This window comes from Duganella vulcania (assembly GCF_009857655.1).
Lineage (GTDB): Bacteria > Pseudomonadota > Gammaproteobacteria > Burkholderiales > Burkholderiaceae_D > Rugamonas > Rugamonas vulcania.
This window is the reverse complement of record NZ_WWCX01000122.1, coordinates 1-15,672: the sequence shown is the minus strand read 5'-3', so window position 1 is coordinate 15,672 and position 15,672 is coordinate 1. Positions and strand designations below refer to the sequence as shown.

Genomic DNA, 15,672 nt, shown 5'->3' with positions numbered 1-15,672 from the left:
GCGCTGCAGCCGCCGCCGGTGCGGCCCGGCCCGTCCGACGAGCCGCCCACCGTGTCGCGCGCGGTCGGCCCGAAAGGCACCTCGGGCGGCGTCTACAGCGCCGACCTGGGCCTGTCGCTGACCTCGGACAGCCGCGCCTTCCGCGTCGGCGACGTGGTCACCGTCAACCTGCAGGAAACCACGCAGGCCAGCAAGAAGGCCGGCACCAGCTATTCCAAGAATTCGGCCGACAACATCACCGCGCCCAACCTGCTGGGCAAGAGCTTCGGCAAGGCCGCCATCGGCCTGGGCGCCTCCAACACCTTCGCCGGCGACGCCACCAGCACCCAGCAGAACGCGCTGACCGGCGCCATCACCGTGATCGTGCAGGAAGTGCTGCCCAACGGCCTGCTGCGCGTGTCCGGCGAAAAGACGCTGACCCTGAACCAGGGCGAGGAATTCGTCCGCCTGCGCGGCTACCTGCGCGCGGCCGACATCGACGCCGACAACCAGGTGTCGTCGCTGCGCATCGCCAACGCCCGCATCGCCTATTCGGCCCAGGGCACGCTGGCCGACACGCAATCGGCCGGCTGGCTGTCGCGCTTCTTCAACGGTCCGTTGATGCCGTTCTGAACGGCCGTAGTTTTTGCGCAGTTTTTAATAGGTGAACCCATGAATTTCCGCAAGCGCCTCAGCCCCCTCCACCGCCTGCTGGCCCTGCCGCTGGCCTTCTGCGTCGCCGTGGGCGCTGCCATGCCCGCGCCGGCCCAGGCCGCGCAGGTGCTGCGCAACCTGGTGGCGGTCGAAGGCATGCGCGACAACCCGCTGGTGGGCTACGGCCTGGTGGTCGGCCTGAACGGCAGCGGCGATTCGACCCAGGTCAAGTTCGCCAGCCAGTCGGTGATCAACATGCTCAAGCAGTTCGGCGTCAAGGTGCCGGACGGCACCGACGCCAAGTCCAAGAACGTGGCCACCGTGATGGTGTCGGCGGTGTTCCCGCCCGGCTACCGCAAGGGCCAGAACATCGACGTGGTGGTGTCCTCGATGGGCGACGCCAAGAGCCTGCGCGGCGGCGCCCTGCTGCTGACGCCGCTGCGCGCGGCCGACAACGAGGTCTACGCGCTGGCCCAGGGCAACGTGGTGGTGGGCGGCTTCAGCGCCTCCGGCAAGAGCGGCTCCTCGGTCACGGTCAACACCCCGACCTCGGGCCGCATCCCGAGCGGCGCCGCGATCGAGCGCGAGATCGCCACCGACTTCGCCACCAAGCCCACCGTGCGCCTGTCGCTGCGCCACCCGCACTTCCAGACCGCGATCAACATCGTCGACTCGATCAACAAGCGCTTCGGCGACATCGCCACCACCACCGACGCCACCAGCATCGACGTGGTGGCCCCGGCCAACCCGACCCAGCGCGTGGCCTTCATGGCCAAGCTGGAGGCGCTGTCGATCGACGTCGGCGACGATTCGCCCAAGGTGGTGTTCAACTCGCGCACCGGCACCGTGGTGATCGCCGAGGGCCTGCGCGTGCGCGCGGCCGCCGTCACCCACGGCTCGCTGAAGGTGGTGATCTCCGAATCGACCAAGGTCAGCCAGCCGAACGCCCTGGCCCAGGGCAACACCGTGGCCACGCCGCAATCGCAGGTCAGCGTCGACCAGGGCTCGGGCCAGATGTTCAAGTGGCCGGCCGGCGCCAAGCTGCAATCGATCATCGACGTGGTCAACAGCCTGGGCGCGTCGCCGGACGACATCATGGCGATCCTGCAGGCGCTGGACCAGGCCGGCGCCATCGAAGGCGAACTGGTCGTCATTTAAGGAACACCATGAACTTCGATCCCAGCAAATTCGACGGCAGCACCATGCGCATCGGCGTGGCCGACAAGCTCAGCGAAACGCCCGCCGTGGCCGCCCCGGCGGCCGACGATGGCGTCGACCCGAAGTACCGCGCCAAGGCCACCGAGGCCGCGGTCAAGTTCGAGAGCTTCTTCATCGGCCACATGCTGCACCAGATGCGCTCCGGCACGCGCGAGCTGGCGGCCGAGGACAGCGTGTTCAAGGACAAGATCAACGAAGACATGCTGGACATGGCCGACAACCTGGTGGCCGACCAGCTGGCCGGCCAGCGCGCCTTCGGCGTGGCCGACTGCATCCTGCGCCAGCTGCTGCCGCCGGCCAGCGGGCCGTCCGCCATGCAGGCCAGCCTGCCGGGCCGCGCCGCCGCACCGGCGTCGAATATTGCCCAACCGCAAAATATTTTCTCAACGCTTAATCCGGCGCAGTAAACCGTCGCCCTTAACTGTTAACGGACCAGTGAGCGCTATTTAAACACTGCAAGCGACTGGTCCTCCGGCCTTCACCAGGAAAGACCCTTGCAATATGAGCATTTCTTACAACGCACTGTCCGGCGCCCTGGCCGCCCAGGCTGCCCTGAACACGGTCAGCCAGAACATCGCCAACGCACAAACCAAGGGCTACACCCGCCAGGGCGTGCTGCTGCAGGCGAACGCCGGCGACGGCTCCGGCCTGAGCCCCGGCAACGGCGTGCAAGTGGGCTCCCTGCTGCGTTTCAGCGATTCCTACAAGTCCCAGCAGATGTGGCGCGCCGCCTCCGACGTGGGCCAGCATAGCCAGGTCCAGCCTTACCTGACCCAGATGGAAAAGGTCATGAGCGACAGCAAGTCGAGCCTGAGCTATGGCATCGACACCTTCTTCAAGGCGCTCAACGCGGCCGGCGTCGACCCGACCTCGACCCCGCTGCGCCAGCAGGTGATCACCGCGGCCAATTCCATGTCGCAGCAGTTCAACAGCATCTACAACGTCACCGCCAACCAGCTGATCTCGGTGCAGCAGCAGCGCTCGGCCGTCCTGCCGGGACTCAATGAATCGGTCGCCGGCATCGCCGCGCTGAACCAGAAGATCATCGCGGTCGGTGCCAACGGCACCAACACCTCGGCCCTGATCGACCAGCGCGAACAGCTGATCGACAGCGTGGCCTCGCAGGTGGGCGTCGAAGTGGTCAACAACCCGGACGGCACCGCCAGCGTCTCGCTCAAGAGCGGCCAACCGCTGGTGGTCGGCAACCTGTCGGCCAGCCTGGCCTTCGACACCAGCAGCGGCGTCGAGCAGCTGAACCTGACCTTTGCCAACACCACCTTCAAGCTCGACGACACCAAGGTCGGCGGCCAGCTGGGCGGCCTGGCGGATTACCAGGAAAACACCCTGAAGCCGCTGCAAAAATCGATTGCCGAGATCGCCGAGCAGATGTCGAAGAAGGTCAACGACCAGCTCGCGGGCGGCTTCACCAGCCCCGGCGTGCCGGGCACGGACCTGCTGGTGTTCAATCCGGCCAGCGCCACCGGCCTGCTGCAAGTGGTCGACGGCTTCAAGACCGCCGACCTGGCGTTCTCCAGCGACGGCATGCCGGGCGACACCGGCAACCTGCAGCAGCTGGTCGCCATCAAGGGCCAGCCCATCACGCTGACCTCGCTGGGCAGCGTGCTGCTGGGCGACGCCGATACCCAGCTGGTCGGCAAGCTGGGCATCGACAGCAGGCAGAACCAGGCGCAGCTCAACACCGCCACCACGGTCCGCCAGCAGTCCGAAGACGACTGGAAGTCGACCAGCGCGGTCAACACCGACGAGGAAGCGATCAACCTGGTCGAATTCCAGAATATGTACCAAGCCAACATGAAGGTGATCGCGGTGGCCAACACCCTGTTCGACGCCACCATGAAAATGTTCGGTTAAGGAGAGCCCGAATGCGCATCGCCACCAGCCAGTTCCAGTCCACCATGAACCGCGGCCTGCAGGACAACCAGAGTCACCTGGCCCAGATCACCTCGCAGATGGCCTCCGGCGACCGGATCCAGCTGCCGTCCGACGATCCGGTCGGCAACGTCCGCCTGTCGCGCCTGGAGCGCGAGGAAGCCATTGTCGGCCAGTACCGCGACAATATCGCGGCGGTCAAGATCCGCCTGTCGACCAACGAGACGTATCTGCAGAGTATGACCAACGACATCACCCAGACCCACGACCTGCTGGTCTGGGCCTCGGACGGCAGCAACACCGCCGCCGACCTGAAGTCCATGGTCAACCCGATGACCTCGCTGCGCGACAGCCTGTTCTACAGCGCCAACGAGAAGGACCAGGAAGGCCGCTACATCTTCTCCGGCACCGCGACCAACACCGCAGCCATCAAGTTCGACGCGACCGCCCCGATCGGCTCCCGCTACACCTTCGAAGGCAACCAGAACGAGCAGAAGACCGTGGTCGGCAACGGCATCACGCAGACCACCAACGTCGACGTCAAGGGCCTGGAAGACTTGCTCAACCAGATGGACACGACCATCGACCAGCTGTCGTCGCCCACGCTGACGGTGGGCTCGCCCTCGCTGACGGCCGCGCTGGGCGCCAACATGGACGGCGCCAGCGCCACGCTGGACCTGGTGGCCGGCAAGATCGCCGATTTCGGCGGCGCCCAGAACGTGCTGGCCACGCTGGACGGCAACCACGCCAACGTCAGCCTGTCGAACAAGACCGCGATCCTGGACCTGGGCCAATTGGACTACGGCGAGGCCGCGACCGAACTGAACGGCTATAATCTGGCCTTGCAATCGTCGTACAAAGCGTATTCCAAGATCAGCAACCTGTCGCTGTTCAACATCCTGTAATCCCGACCCGAGCACCCTATGCAAATTTCGCCCAACACCAACCCGAGCGTCATTGTTCCTGGCAACGCCAGCAATGCCAGCGCGGTGGACGGCACCGCGCTGGGGTTGCACGGCGAGAACGCCGCCACCGCCACGCCGGTCACGCCCACGCCCACCTCGGCCGCGCCGCTGCGCCGTGGCCTGAACAACTGGGACCAGCCGCTGCAGGGCGACATCTCCGGCGCCCAGCAGGCGCTCGACTTCCTGGAGCAAAGCGCGGCCCAGCTGCGCAACCTGAAGGCCGACCTCAGCGCCCGCCTGGCCAACCGCCAGCGCAGCGACGGCACGCTGGACGCGCGCGTGCGCCAGTTCAGCAACACCTGGCGCAGCCGCAGCGCGGCCTCCGGCGGCACGCTGGACGCCCGCCTCAAATTCAGCAACAAGACCAGCACCACCCGCTTCACGGTGCGCGGCATGAACATCGGCAACCTGCGCACCGGCGGCCGCGAAGTGCTGGCGATCTCGCTGGGCGGCGGCCAGAACCTGCGCTCGGTGGTGCTGGAACCCGGCCTGTCGGACGAGGAAATCGCCCAGCGCTTCGACGACGCGCTGGCCCCGAGCGGCGTGCGCGCCGAGCTCAACGAGGACGGCCAGATGGAATTCTCCACGCCGGAATCGTCGTGGACCAATGTGCGCGACACCATCGCCGTGCAGGGCGGCGGCATCCGCTTCCCGACCGGCCAGCTGAACCGCGTGAAGGCCGAGGCCGAAGCGCCGGCCGTCGATCCCGACAGCTGGCAAACCGCCGACGTGGACGGCATCCGCGCCACCTTGCAGCAAGTGGTGCAGGCGCTGGCCCAGGTGGAACAGGCGATCGCCTCGGTGCACACCGCGCTCAACCAGGTGAGCGCCCGCGTGCAGGACGCCACGCCCAGCGGCACCACCGACGGCATGGACCAAGTGGCGCAGAATTTCGTCTCGACCGCCAAGCAACCCGGCTACCAGTCGCTGCTGTCGATCACCTCGGCGCTGGCCGGCATCAGCCGCGAGCGCGTGATCTCGCTGCTGAGCCTGCGCTAGGCCGGCCGCCCCGCCTCATTCCAGCGCGTTATTCCACCACCATGGGCGGCAGCCCGCGCCTGGCCAGCGCGCTGAACTGCGCGGCCGGCATCGCCTCCGCATACACATGGCCCTGGGCGAAATCGCAGCCGGCCAGCGCCAGCAAGGCGCTCTGGGCCGGCGTCTCCACGCCCTCCGCCACCACCCGCAAGCCCAGCTTGTGCGCCATGACGATCAGCGCCTCGCACATCGCCAGGTCGCCGCTGTCGCTGGCCAGGTGCTGGATGAAGCTGCGGTCCAGCTTGAGCAGGTCGATGCCGAAATGCTTGAGGTGCGACAGCGACGAATAGCCGGTGCCGAAATTGTCCAGCGCCACCTGCATGCCCATCTCGCGCAACTCGCGCAGCCGGTCGGCGATCTTGGCGATGCCGTCCATCAGCACGCCCTCGGTGATCTCGATGACCATGCTGCGCGGCGCCAGCTGCAGTTCGGCCGCGTAGTTGAGCCAGCCCACGTAAAGCGCGGTGTCGCCGCGGAACTGCGCGGCCGACTGGTTGATGCTGACCTGGAAGCCCGGCCCCAGCTCGTCCTGCCAGCGGCGCGCCTGCAGCGCCGCCTGGCGGAACACCCAGTCGCCGATCTCCATCATCAGCCCGCCCGCTTCGGCATGCTGCAGGAAATCGGCCGGGGCCAGCAGGCCGCGCTGCGGATGGCGCCAGCGCAGCAGCGCCTCGGCCCGCTCGATCATGCCGTTCCCCAGGTTGACGATGGGCTGGAAGTACAGCTCGAACTGCCGCTCCGACAGGGCCAAGCGCAGGTCCTGCGCCACCTGCTGGCGCGCCTGCGCGGCCTGCTGCAGGTCGGCCGTGAAATAGCTGTAGCGGTTGCGGCCCGATTCCTTGGCCGCGTACATGGCCTGGTCGGCCTGGCGCAGCAAGTCCTCCGGCGCCACCGCGTCCGACGGATACAGCGCGATGCCGATGCTGGCCGAGATCGACGGCTGGGCCGCGCCCAGCGCGAACGGCCGGTTCAGCAGCGCCAGCATGGTCTGCGTGATGCGCTCGATGCCGGCGGTCTGCTCGATGCCGGACAGGATCACGGTGAACTCGTCGCCGCCCAGCCGCGCCACCGTGTCCGAGTTGCGCACGCAGGCGCCGATGCGGCGCGCCGCCTCCACCAGCAGGGTGTCGCCGTGCGCATGGCCGAGCGTGTCGTTGACCTGCTTGAAGCCGTCCAGGTCGATGAACAGCAGCGCCAGCTGCATGCCCTCGCGCTGCGCCTTCTTGACCTCGTGGCCCAGGCGGTCCTGGAACATGTGGCGGTTGGGCAGCGAGGTCAGCTGGTCGAAATTGGCCTGGTGCCAGATGCGTTCGGTGGTCGCGCGGCTGTCGGTGATGTCGCTCACCAGCGCCAGCGCGCCCAGGTAGGCGCCCTCGGCGTCGAAGATCGGGTTGGTGGCCAGCGTGGCCCACAGCTCGCTGCCGTCCTTGCGCAGGAACTTGAATTCGTGGCGCTCGGCCACGCCCTGCTGGCGCCGCGCGATGTTGCGCTCCAGGATGGCGCGGCCCTCGTCGTCCATGAAGGCCACCAGCGGCTGGTCCAGCATCTCCTCGATGGTGTAGCCCAGCATGGCCGCCATCTTCGGATTGACAAAGCTGGTGCGGGCGGCGCCGTCGATTTCCCAGATGCCCTCCTCGGCGCTGTGGACGATGCGGCGGAAGCGCTCCTCGCTGCGCTCGAGCGCCGCCAGCTTGCCCTCGGCCAGCTCCAGCACCACGCGGATGGCCTGGCCGCTGCTGTCGGCGCTGGCGCGCAGCGTGACCGGGAAACCCTGCTGGTTGCGCGCCCGCGTCATCTGCAGCGAGCATTGCTCGGGGTGCGTGCTGTTGAGCGCCAGCCGCACGAAACGGTCGAAATCCTCGTGGAAGCGCGGGGCGATAAACTGGCGCAACGGCAGCTTGGCCGGATTGTTGCGCGGCACGCCAAGCAGGTCGGAGCCGACCACGTTCATTTGCAGGATGGTAGTGTCGAAGCCGAGCACGAAATAGCCGACCGGCGCCAGCAGGTACACGTCGTTGAAGCAGGCTTGCTCGGCGCTGAGCGGGGACGCGGCGGGCGGCGCGGTGAACGCCAGCGCGGCCGCGCCTTCGTCGATAACCGCCATGCTGGTCAGTCCGTCGATGCGCGCCGTGGAGATCGGCTGCCGGCCGCCATGCAGGTCGGAAGTGTGTGTAGGCTTCTGCATACCACCCCTTTGCGTCGGTAGGTGTCCAGACTAGCATTTAAGCCGCGCACTGTCGAGCGCGCGGCGACGCCTCAGCGATGCGCGCGGTTCAAGCGTTGTTCCGCGCGCCGTTGCAGCGCCTCGAACAGCAAGCTGAGCATCCAATAAATGCCGGCGGCGGCCAGGTACAGCGGCAATGGCCGGAAGGTGGTGGCGATCACCTCCTTGGTCGACAACATCAGCTCGGTCATGGTGATGACCGACACCAGCGAGGTATCCTTGATCAGGCTGATCAGCGTATTGCTCATGGCCGGCACCGCGATGCGCAGCGCCTGCGGCAGCACCACGAAACGCAGCGTGGACCAGTAGCCCAGGCCCAGGCTGTAGCTGGCGGCCCACTGCCCCTTGCTGACCGCCGCGATGGCGCCGCGCAGGCTCTCGGACAGGAAGGCGCCCGCGTTCAGGCTCAGCGCCAGGATGCCGGCCGTCACCGGCGTGAATTCGATGCCCACGCTGGGCAGGCCGTAATAAATGACGAACATCTGCACCAGCAGCGGCGTGCCGCGCATCAGGCTGACATACACGCCGGCCGGCCAGCGCAGCACGCGGTACGGCAGGATGCGCATCACCGCCACCGGAAAGCCGATCAGCAGCCCGCCCAGCATCGACGCCAGCGCGAACACCACCGTGTAGCCGGCGCCGCGCAGCATGACCGGCGCGGCCTCGCGCAGCAGCTCCAGCAGCCCCTGACTATCCATGCTCAGGGCGCCTTGCTGACGTCAGTGCCGAACCACTTCAGCGAGATCGCCTTCAGGCTGCCGTCGGCGGCGGCCTCGGCCAGCGCCTTGTTCAGCGCTTCCTTGAATTGCGGATTGCCCTTCTGGAAAGGGATGCCCATGCGCTCGACCGCGCCCACCTGCGCGCCGGCCTTGATCGGCAGCTTGGAAATCTTCAATAAATACGCGGACATCAGGCTGTCGTTGAGCGCGGCGTCGATGCGGCCGAAGGCCAGGTCGGACATGGTGTCCGGCGCAGCCGCGTAGCTGCGCACCTCGATGCCCGGCACCGCCTTGGCCTGCTGCTCGTAGACGCTGCCCTGCCCCACGCCCAGCTTCTTGCCCTTCAAGTCGGCCAGCGTCTTGTAGGCCGCCTTCTCGTCCTTGCGCACGATCAGCTGCGGCATCGAGTAGATATACGGCGCCGAGAAATCGAAAGCCTGCTCGCGCTTGGGATTGATGCCGACCTGCGAAATGATCACATCGTATTTATTGGCCGACAGCCCGGCCAGGATGCTGGCCCACTCGCTGCTGACGAACTCCACTTTCACCCCCAGCTTGGCGGCCAGCAGGCGCGCCACATCGACGTCGTAGCCGGCCAGCTCGCCGCTCTTCTGGTCCTTGTAGTTGAACGGCGGATAAGTGCCCTCCATCGCCACCTTGAGCGTGCCGCGCGCCTTGACCGTGGCCAGCAGGTCGGCCGCCGACGCGGGCAAGGCCACGGACGTCAGCGCCAGGGCCAGCAGCGCGCCTTGCGCCAGCTTGAAAGTGAAATCGCGTTTATGCATGAAATTCCTTGTAAGTGACAGGCGCTACCACGCGCCCATGCGGCGTCGCAGGCCGAAATTATGGCCGACCACCAGGATGGAACTGGCGATCAGTCCGCTCAGGCCGATCATCAACTGTACCAGCTTATCGTCCGGCAGCACCCACAGCCGGCCCTGCGGCGCCTCGTCGATGCGCGCGGCGGCCATGATCAGTGGCGACACCCATTCCGCTTCCGGCGTAACATCGAGGATCAAGGCGCCGTCCTGCGTGGTCTGCATATAGATCTCGCCGCCCTCGGCCAGGGTGAAGCACACGCCATAGCCGGTTTCGTTCTTGGCGATATGTTCCTGCAGGCTGAGGTCGTGCTCGGCTATCCACAGTTCCACATCGGCCGGGGTTTCCAGCCCGCTCCACGGCACCGGGCGGAAGCGCGGCTTGTTATCGTCTTGCATAGCGTCTTGCATATTTTCCTGCTGAGTTAGTCTTTAAGCAGCCGCCAGTTTAATCGATGGAAGGAAATCAGCCATGAAATATAAATATCCCTACGGCCCCGGACGCCGCGAATACGAGTCCGAATTCACGCAGTTCCTGAACGGCTACCTGCGCCAGCACCCCGAGGTGCGGCGCGACCAGGTGCTGGGATGGCGCATTTTTTGGGAGCGTCCCGTCGATCCGCAACGCATAGACCGCGAACGCGACGCCGAATTGAAGCCGACCGTCTACCACTCGTACTTCTACGAATAGGCGGTCAACCCTTCCAGGTGCGATTGAGGCCGGTGTCCGCGTGGATCCAGCCGCCGCGCGGACCGGAGCGGTAATAGAAACCGACGCCGCCCTGGCGGAAGCTCTTCACGAGGCCACCCAGCACTTCGGAGTTCAGGTTGGCCAGCCGGATGTCGGCGGCGCGGCCCTCGATGTGCAGCGACTGGCGCGCGGCCGGCACGCCCGCCTCGCGCAGCTTCTGGTTCGACGCCTGGGTGCGGTAGCCGGACAGGATCTCCAGCGGCGTGTCGATGCCGTAGCGCGCCACGAAGGCCTGCGTGCCCCACAGCGTTTCAAACAGCTTGGGATCGATGCGCGCGGTTTCCTTGCCGTTGACGTCGCGCAGCAGGTGGCACAAGTCCTGGTAGGCCGATTCGATAATCTCGCCATCGCGCCAGTACAGCAGCTTGGCGCGTTCGCCGGAAGCCGGCCGTACCACATCAAGCGTGCGCGGCTTGAGCCAGAACTCCAGGTCCAATGCCTGCGCGTCGAAGATATCGGGCGGCGGCGCCAGTTCGCCGAAGCCGGATGGCGCGCTGGCGCGCGGCATGCTGGCGGCCGGCTTGGCCTGCGCCGGTGCGCTAACGCCAGCGCTGCTCGCGGCCTGATGCGGCGCCGGTTTCGGCGAGGCGGCCGCGCTATGTTGAACCGTGCCGCGGGAAGCGCAGCCAATCAGCGGCACCGATAAAAAACCCGCTCCCGCCACACCCAAACCCTGCTGTAAAAACTTTCTGCGCGATGCCATAGCCCACCCGTGAAAAACGATATGGATACTATAGCGTATGCAGAGGGAAATGAAAAAGGGAACGCGCCTGATTTCCCGCAAAAAACCAGGCGCAGCCAGCGTCTAGCGCATTGCCAGATGGATCACCTGCTCCGCACCGACGCCGCCATCGGACAGGTTCCGCGCCGGCACCACCATCGTCAACCACCCGTGCGCGCCGTTGTCGTCGTCCAGATGGATTTCCATTTTCAGCTGGCGATCCAGCGCGACGTAGTTGTCGCGGCCGGTGGTGACGATCTTGTGCTGCGGCCCCCGGTCCACGTAGGCATACATATTCGTGCCGCGACTGATGATCGACAGCGTCTGTCCGTTCGACAGCGTGTAGGTGGCCACCAGATCGCGGTAATCCTGCGGCCACATCTTGGAATACGAATCGGGCAACTCGATGCGGGCCTGGTTGGCCGGAACCGGCACCCGCAAGGTCTCTTCGGACTGCTGCGCTTGCGAAGCTGACGACAGTGCAAGCCCCCCCACAACTACTGCGACGTAGATTGTTTTCATGATGACATCCCCCGTGTTGGAGATTCCATTTAAGCAGTCGCCGCGCAAAAAACAAATTCATTGTGGCTATCATGAACGATAGCGGATACATATTTGAAATGGCTCATCACGCGGCCGCCACTTCGCGCTCCACGGCCAGCAAGTCCGCGCGCGGCTCGTCCAGCATATAGCCTTGCACCAGCAGCGGCACCTGCGCGGTCTCGCCCAGCTGCCGCAGCACGGTCAACGCCGGCGTCGACTCCAGCCGCTTGAACACCAGCGCCACCTTGTCTTGCGCGCTGCGCTTCAACAGGGCCAGCAGCGCCTCGCTGTCGTGCAGCTCGCGCGCGTCGAGCTTGAGCACATCGGGCCGCAAGCGATCCAGCAACAGCAAGGCCTCGCGCGCGCTTGGCACGTTGACCGCGAACCGGAAACCGTTGCGGCGATAGTTGTCGGACACATAGTTCAACAGCCAGCCCTGCTGCGGCGAGGCCGCCGGCAATTGCAGCACCACGCGTTGCAGCGGCAGTTCCAGCGCATCGAGGATGCGGCGGAAGGCGTGGCCGTGATTGCTGCTGACGGCGCTCAGCAAGCGGTCATGCACGTTCAGGTACAAGTCCTGCGGCCCATCGCCGGCCTGGCGGAAGAAATTAATCGCGTGCAGCATGCGGCACAAACGGTCCAGCTCGATCGACTCGTCGTCGCTGGCCGCATGGTCCAGCAGCCGCCACAGCGACAAGCCCTGGTCTTGCGCCGACACGCTGCGCACCAGGCCCTCGTAGGCGCGCACCTCGCCCGACGCCAGCTGGCGGATCGGCTGGAAAGCGCTGCTCAGTGTGCAATTGAAGAAGCGTCCATGGGCCTTGCCCTCGTAATCGAGCCAGATGCTGGAAGCCGCGCCGCTGGCGTCGGACAGGCGCGCCAGGTATTTTTTCAAGATGGGAAATGACATGGAACTCCTCGACGGACGCTGACAATACCGACAGCGTAAGCCCGCGCGCGGCCAGGGCGAACGAATGCTTTCAGCTATGCATATGCCAAAACATTCGTTCCCCCGGCGGCATGGCGCCGCTATCGTTGGCCATCGCCACTCTCCGCCCGAACACCATGTGCCAACTACTCGCCATGAGCAGCAGCAAGCCCGCCGCAGTCGACTTTTCCTTCGCCGGCTTCGCGCTGCGCGGCAGCGAGCACCGCGACGGCTGGGGCATCGCTTTGCATACGTCCAGTGGCTGCAAGCTCTACACCGATTCGCTGGCCTCGACGCACTCGCCGCTGGCGGCGCAGATCCGCGACCATCCGGTCAAGGCCAGGAACGTGGTCGCCCATATCCGCAAGGCCACGCAGGGCCGCATCTCGCTGGAAAACAGCCACCCGTTCACGCGCGAGCTGTGGGGCCAGACCTGGTCCTTCGCGCACAACGGCGACCTGAAGCTGTTCGATCCGAATCCCAGCCTGTACTCGCCGCACGGCGACACCGACAGCGAGCGCGCCTTCTGCCACCTGCTGTCCGGCCTGGCGCTGCGCTTTGAAACGCGGCCGCCGCGCCACGTGCTGTTCGGCGCGCTGGAGACGCTGGCCGGCGAAATCGCCGCCTACGGCAGCTTCAATTTCATCCTCTCCAACGGCGAGCTGCTGTTCGCCCATTGCAGCACCGAGCTGCACGTGGTGGTGCGCGAATACCCGTTCTCGGTGGCGCAGCTGGTCGATTGCGACCTCAGCATCGACTTCAGCAAGCACAACCATCTGGACGACCGCATCGCCGTCATCGCCACCCAGCCGCTGACGTCGAACGAGGCCTGGACCAGGTTCGCACCGGGCGAACTGAAGCTGTTTGTCAATGGATTGGACGTGGGATCGGCGCCGGTGCGGCGCCAGGAATGGGAGTTGGAGATCTGCTGCTAGACCGGATTGCAGTTACAGAAGCGCTTGCGCTTGCCGCCGTCCGGCGCCTCCGCGCCGGCGTCCAGCTGCTTCCAGAAGAACACGGTTTCCACGCCATACGGCGAGCGCACCTTGCCCGCGTCGACATAGCCGCGCTTGGCAAAGAACTCCCGGCCGGTGGCCGTGCTATGCAATTGCAGCGCCTTCACGCCCCAGCTGCACGCCTGCTCCTCCATGCGCGCCAGCAGCGCCTTGCCGACGCCCTGGCCGCGCGCCTCCGGCAGCAGATAGCACAGGGCCAGCTTGCCGGCGCCGGTCAGCAGCGCGACGCCGACGACCACGCCTTCGCTGAGCGCGACCAGCGAAAAATTCGTCGGTGAGTTAAACCAGTTGGCCACCATCTGCGGCGTTTTATTGCCCAGCCAGGCATCGAGGATGGCGGGATCGTTCTTATGATCCAGATCGCAGCACTCCGTGATCGAGCGGCGCAACACCGTGCAGGCCGCATCCGCATCTGTCGAAGCAGCAATGCGAATTTCAAGACTCCGAATTTCAAGACTCATGTACGCTCACAAATATTCCCATTAGCAAAAATGAAGCGCTTCGCCGTTGTACCGCGCGCCTTCTTCAGTGCCTGAAACCGACTATACACCAAGCAGCAAAAGCCGTTGCGGGAGCGCCCGATTGACTCATGCAGCCTAATGGCTGGCCCTGCTTTTGCCCACGAATGTTTTCAAAAATCGTTATGCGGTTTTTACTGAAAACTCGTGCCACCATACCTACCAAGCATACCTACTAAGCATATTACGAAAAATTCGTATCTTTTCCGGGCGAAATTTTACACCATGGGCGTCTGTTATTACGAAAGCTCATTATGACCACCAAAAATCCTGCTCGCCGCGTGATTATTTCCTCGTTCCTGGCCGCTTCCGCCGTCCTGCTGGGCCTGCCCCTGCAAGCCAACGCTGCAGAAACCGTGCTGTTGAACGCCTCCTACGACGTTGCCCGCGAGCTGTTCAAGGACATCAACCCGCTGTTTGTCGCGGACTGGAAGAAAACCACCGGCGAAACCCTCAGCATCAACCAATCGCACGGCGGCTCGTCCAAGCAGGCCCGTTCGGTGGCCGATGGCATGGAAGCGGCCGTGGTCACGATGAACCAGGCCAATGACATCGACATGCTGGCCGACAAAGGCCTGGTGGTGCAGGACTGGGCCAAGAAGTTCCCCAACAACGCCGCGCCCTACTACTCGACCATGATTTACCTGGTACGCAAGGGCAATCCCAAGCAGATCAAGGACTGGGCCGACCTGGCCAAGCCGGGCGTCAAGGTGGTCATTCCCAACCCCAAGACCGCCGGCAACGGCCGCTACACCTACCTGGCGGCGTGGGGCTCGGTACTGAAAAAAGGCGGCACGGAAGCGCAGGCGCGCGAGCTGGTCACCAAGATCTTCAAGAACGTGCCGGTGCTGGACGCAGGCGGGCGCGGCGCGACGACCACCTTCACTCAGCGCGAGATCGGCGACGTTCTGGTCACGTTCGAGAACGAAGTGAACCTGGTACGCGCCGAGTTCGGCAACAACTTCGAAGTGGTCTACCCGTCGATCTCGATCCTGGCCGAATCGCCGGTGGCGGTGGTTGACAAGGTGGTCGACCGCCGTGGCGTGCGCAAGCAGGCCACCGGCTACCTGAACTTCCTGTACAGCGAACAAGCGCAGGAAGTCATCGCCAAGCACTACTTCCGTCCGCGTTCCGAGACCGCGTTCAAGAAGTACAACGCCAACTTCCGCCAGATCACGCTGTTCACGGTGGATGACGTCTTCGGCGGCTGGAAATCGGCGCAGAAGAAGCATTTTGACGACGGCGGCGAATTCGACAAAATCTACCAGACCAAATAAGGATATACGGATCGATTCGTTTGCAAATGGCCTGCCGGCCCGTAATCTGGACACGTAACAAACAACCAGACAAAGGAAACGCGATGGCCATTTCTGAAATTAACGTACGTAACCAGTTCCGCGGCAAGATCAAGGAAATCATCTTTGGGCCGGTCGTCTCGGAAGTCGATGTGGAAACCCAGCACGGCATCGTCACCTCGGTGATCACGTCGCGCTCGATTCATGACCTGGATTTGAAAATCGGCAGCGAAGTCATTGCCCTCGTGAAATCCACCGAAGTCTCCATCGCCAAAATCAGCAGCAACTAGGCAACATTGCCGTTCAAAAATTTGGGGTCAAGTCTGGCATTCGGACACGGCCTCTGCCGTAGCGCGCGCTACGGCAGAGGCCGTGTCCGAATGCCAGACTTGACC

At 64.9% G+C, this 15,672-nt stretch carries 18 protein-coding genes; 10 read left to right on the top strand and 8 right to left on the bottom strand.

The window, feature by feature from the left end:
* The 6 genes from flgH to GTP90_RS31915 form a co-directional block, all read left to right on the top strand.
* Window positions 1-612 (top strand): flagellar basal body L-ring protein FlgH (gene flgH / locus GTP90_RS31940; protein WP_175048315.1); only part of this gene is annotated, 612 nt, incomplete at its 5' end.
* A 39-nt stretch (window positions 613-651) separates the two neighbouring features.
* A complete protein-coding gene (locus GTP90_RS31935) occupies window positions 652-1,791 on the top strand; it encodes a flagellar basal body P-ring protein FlgI (protein ID WP_161087291.1) in 1,140 nt (379 codons plus the stop codon).
* 8 nt (window positions 1,792-1,799) lie between these two features.
* Window positions 1,800-2,258 carry a hypothetical protein gene (locus GTP90_RS31930; protein ID WP_161087290.1) on the top strand — a complete coding sequence of 153 codons (459 nt, stop codon included), beginning with the start codon at window positions 1,800-1,802 and terminating at the stop codon, window positions 2,256-2,258.
* Between the two features lie 94 nt (window positions 2,259-2,352).
* The gene (flgK, locus tag GTP90_RS31925; protein WP_161087289.1) at window positions 2,353-3,723 is read left to right on the top strand and encodes a flagellar hook-associated protein FlgK; all 1,371 of its coding nucleotides are present in this window, start codon (window positions 2,353-2,355) and stop codon (window positions 3,721-3,723) included.
* A gap of 11 nt (window positions 3,724-3,734) precedes the next feature.
* Entirely contained in the window at window positions 3,735-4,646 is a 912-nt protein-coding gene (gene flgL, locus GTP90_RS31920; RefSeq protein WP_161087288.1) for a flagellar hook-associated protein FlgL, read from the top strand.
* Window positions 4,647-4,664: 18 nt separating this feature from the next.
* Window positions 4,665-5,705, top strand: coding sequence for a hypothetical protein (locus GTP90_RS31915; RefSeq protein ID WP_161087287.1), 1,041 nt, complete (start codon window positions 4,665-4,667; stop codon window positions 5,703-5,705).
* A gap of 28 nt (window positions 5,706-5,733) precedes the next feature.
* On the opposite strand, the gene GTP90_RS31910 is transcribed toward GTP90_RS31915, so the two are convergent.
* The 4 genes from GTP90_RS31910 to GTP90_RS31895 all read right to left on the bottom strand — a co-directional run bounded on the left by GTP90_RS31910 (window position 5,734) and on the right by GTP90_RS31895 (window position 9,904).
* A complete protein-coding gene (locus GTP90_RS31910) occupies window positions 5,734-7,929 on the bottom strand; it encodes a putative bifunctional diguanylate cyclase/phosphodiesterase (protein ID WP_161087286.1) in 2,196 nt (731 codons plus the stop codon).
* Window positions 7,930-8,000: 71 nt separating this feature from the next.
* Window positions 8,001-8,666: an amino acid ABC transporter permease gene (locus GTP90_RS31905; RefSeq protein WP_161087285.1), complete on the bottom strand. Its 666-nt coding sequence runs from the start codon at window positions 8,664-8,666 to the stop codon at window positions 8,001-8,003.
* 2 nt (window positions 8,667-8,668) lie between these two features.
* Window positions 8,669-9,472 (bottom strand): transporter substrate-binding domain-containing protein, encoded by an 804-nt coding sequence (locus GTP90_RS31900; RefSeq protein ID WP_161087284.1) that lies wholly within the window; start codon window positions 9,470-9,472, stop codon window positions 8,669-8,671.
* Between the two features lie 24 nt (window positions 9,473-9,496).
* Window positions 9,497-9,904, bottom strand: coding sequence for a hypothetical protein (locus GTP90_RS31895; RefSeq protein ID WP_371875155.1), 408 nt, complete (start codon window positions 9,902-9,904; stop codon window positions 9,497-9,499).
* Between the two features lie 73 nt (window positions 9,905-9,977).
* Here GTP90_RS31895 and GTP90_RS31890 point away from each other — a divergent pair, with 73 nt between their 5' ends.
* Window positions 9,978-10,196: a DUF3460 family protein gene (locus GTP90_RS31890; protein ID WP_161087282.1), complete on the top strand. Its 219-nt coding sequence runs from the start codon at window positions 9,978-9,980 to the stop codon at window positions 10,194-10,196.
* Window positions 10,197-10,200: 4 nt separating this feature from the next.
* Here the strand turns inward: GTP90_RS31890 and GTP90_RS31885 are convergent, their stop codons facing one another.
* The 3 genes from GTP90_RS31885 to GTP90_RS31875 all read right to left on the bottom strand — a co-directional run bounded on the left by GTP90_RS31885 (window position 10,201) and on the right by GTP90_RS31875 (window position 12,430).
* Window positions 10,201-10,959 (bottom strand): peptidoglycan L,D-endopeptidase MepK, encoded by a 759-nt coding sequence (locus GTP90_RS31885; protein WP_254452142.1) that lies wholly within the window; start codon window positions 10,957-10,959, stop codon window positions 10,201-10,203.
* Between the two features lie 102 nt (window positions 10,960-11,061).
* Window positions 11,062-11,499 (bottom strand): hypothetical protein, encoded by a 438-nt coding sequence (locus tag GTP90_RS31880; RefSeq protein ID WP_161087281.1) that lies wholly within the window; start codon window positions 11,497-11,499, stop codon window positions 11,062-11,064.
* A gap of 106 nt (window positions 11,500-11,605) precedes the next feature.
* Entirely contained in the window at window positions 11,606-12,430 is an 825-nt protein-coding gene (locus tag GTP90_RS31875; RefSeq protein ID WP_161087280.1) for an EAL domain-containing protein, read from the bottom strand.
* 155 nt (window positions 12,431-12,585) lie between these two features.
* On the opposite strand from GTP90_RS31875, the gene GTP90_RS31870 reads away from it, so the two are divergent.
* Entirely contained in the window at window positions 12,586-13,383 is a 798-nt protein-coding gene (locus tag GTP90_RS31870) for a class II glutamine amidotransferase (protein WP_161087279.1), read from the top strand.
* Here GTP90_RS31870 and GTP90_RS31865 read toward each other — a convergent pair.
* Window positions 13,380-13,925, bottom strand: a complete 546-nt coding sequence (locus GTP90_RS31865) for a GNAT family N-acetyltransferase (protein WP_161087278.1) — start codon at window positions 13,923-13,925, stop codon at window positions 13,380-13,382. The two genes, GTP90_RS31870 and GTP90_RS31865, sit on opposite strands and share 4 nt — an antisense overlap.
* 311 nt (window positions 13,926-14,236) lie before the next feature.
* Between GTP90_RS31865 and GTP90_RS31860 the strand changes: the two genes are divergently transcribed.
* Window positions 14,237-15,259, top strand: coding sequence for a sulfate ABC transporter substrate-binding protein (locus GTP90_RS31860; protein WP_161087277.1), 1,023 nt, complete (start codon window positions 14,237-14,239; stop codon window positions 15,257-15,259).
* An 83-nt stretch (window positions 15,260-15,342) separates the two neighbouring features.
* Window positions 15,343-15,567: a TOBE domain-containing protein gene (locus tag GTP90_RS31855; protein WP_161087276.1), complete on the top strand. Its 225-nt coding sequence runs from the start codon at window positions 15,343-15,345 to the stop codon at window positions 15,565-15,567.
* Window positions 15,568-15,672 lie beyond the last annotated feature (105 nt).

What these genes read in the sequence shown, in the direction of transcription:
- GTP90_RS31930 (WP_161087290.1), top strand. Translation starts at nt 1,800, where the DNA reads ATGAACTTCGATCCCAGCAAATTCGACGGCAGCACCATGCGCATCGGC.
- GTP90_RS31910 (WP_161087286.1), bottom strand. Translation starts at nt 7,929, where the DNA reads ATGCAGAAGCCTACACACACTTCCGACCTGCATGGCGGCCGGCAGCCG.
- GTP90_RS31895 (WP_371875155.1), bottom strand. Translation starts at nt 9,904, where the DNA reads ATGCAAGACGATAACAAGCCGCGCTTCCGCCCGGTGCCGTGGAGCGGG.
- GTP90_RS31885 (WP_254452142.1), bottom strand. Translation starts at nt 10,959, where the DNA reads ATGGCATCGCGCAGAAAGTTTTTACAGCAGGGTTTGGGTGTGGCGGGA.
- GTP90_RS31905 (WP_161087285.1), bottom strand. Translation starts at nt 8,666, where the DNA reads ATGGATAGTCAGGGGCTGCTGGAGCTGCTGCGCGAGGCCGCGCCGGTC.
- GTP90_RS31880 (WP_161087281.1), bottom strand. Translation starts at nt 11,499, where the DNA reads ATGAAAACAATCTACGTCGCAGTAGTTGTGGGGGGGCTTGCACTGTCG.
- GTP90_RS31875 (WP_161087280.1), bottom strand. Translation starts at nt 12,430, where the DNA reads ATGTCATTTCCCATCTTGAAAAAATACCTGGCGCGCCTGTCCGACGCC.
- GTP90_RS31855 (WP_161087276.1), top strand. Translation starts at nt 15,343, where the DNA reads ATGGCCATTTCTGAAATTAACGTACGTAACCAGTTCCGCGGCAAGATC.
- GTP90_RS31915 (WP_161087287.1), top strand. Translation starts at nt 4,665, where the DNA reads ATGCAAATTTCGCCCAACACCAACCCGAGCGTCATTGTTCCTGGCAAC.
- GTP90_RS31870 (WP_161087279.1), top strand. Translation starts at nt 12,586, where the DNA reads ATGTGCCAACTACTCGCCATGAGCAGCAGCAAGCCCGCCGCAGTCGAC.
- GTP90_RS31865 (WP_161087278.1), bottom strand. Translation starts at nt 13,925, where the DNA reads ATGAGTCTTGAAATTCGGAGTCTTGAAATTCGCATTGCTGCTTCGACA.
- GTP90_RS31900 (WP_161087284.1), bottom strand. Translation starts at nt 9,472, where the DNA reads ATGCATAAACGCGATTTCACTTTCAAGCTGGCGCAAGGCGCGCTGCTG.
- GTP90_RS31890 (WP_161087282.1), top strand. Translation starts at nt 9,978, where the DNA reads ATGAAATATAAATATCCCTACGGCCCCGGACGCCGCGAATACGAGTCC.
- GTP90_RS31935 (WP_161087291.1), top strand. Translation starts at nt 652, where the DNA reads ATGAATTTCCGCAAGCGCCTCAGCCCCCTCCACCGCCTGCTGGCCCTG.
- flgK (WP_161087289.1), top strand. Translation starts at nt 2,353, where the DNA reads ATGAGCATTTCTTACAACGCACTGTCCGGCGCCCTGGCCGCCCAGGCT.
- GTP90_RS31860 (WP_161087277.1), top strand. Translation starts at nt 14,237, where the DNA reads ATGACCACCAAAAATCCTGCTCGCCGCGTGATTATTTCCTCGTTCCTG.
- flgL (WP_161087288.1), top strand. Translation starts at nt 3,735, where the DNA reads ATGCGCATCGCCACCAGCCAGTTCCAGTCCACCATGAACCGCGGCCTG.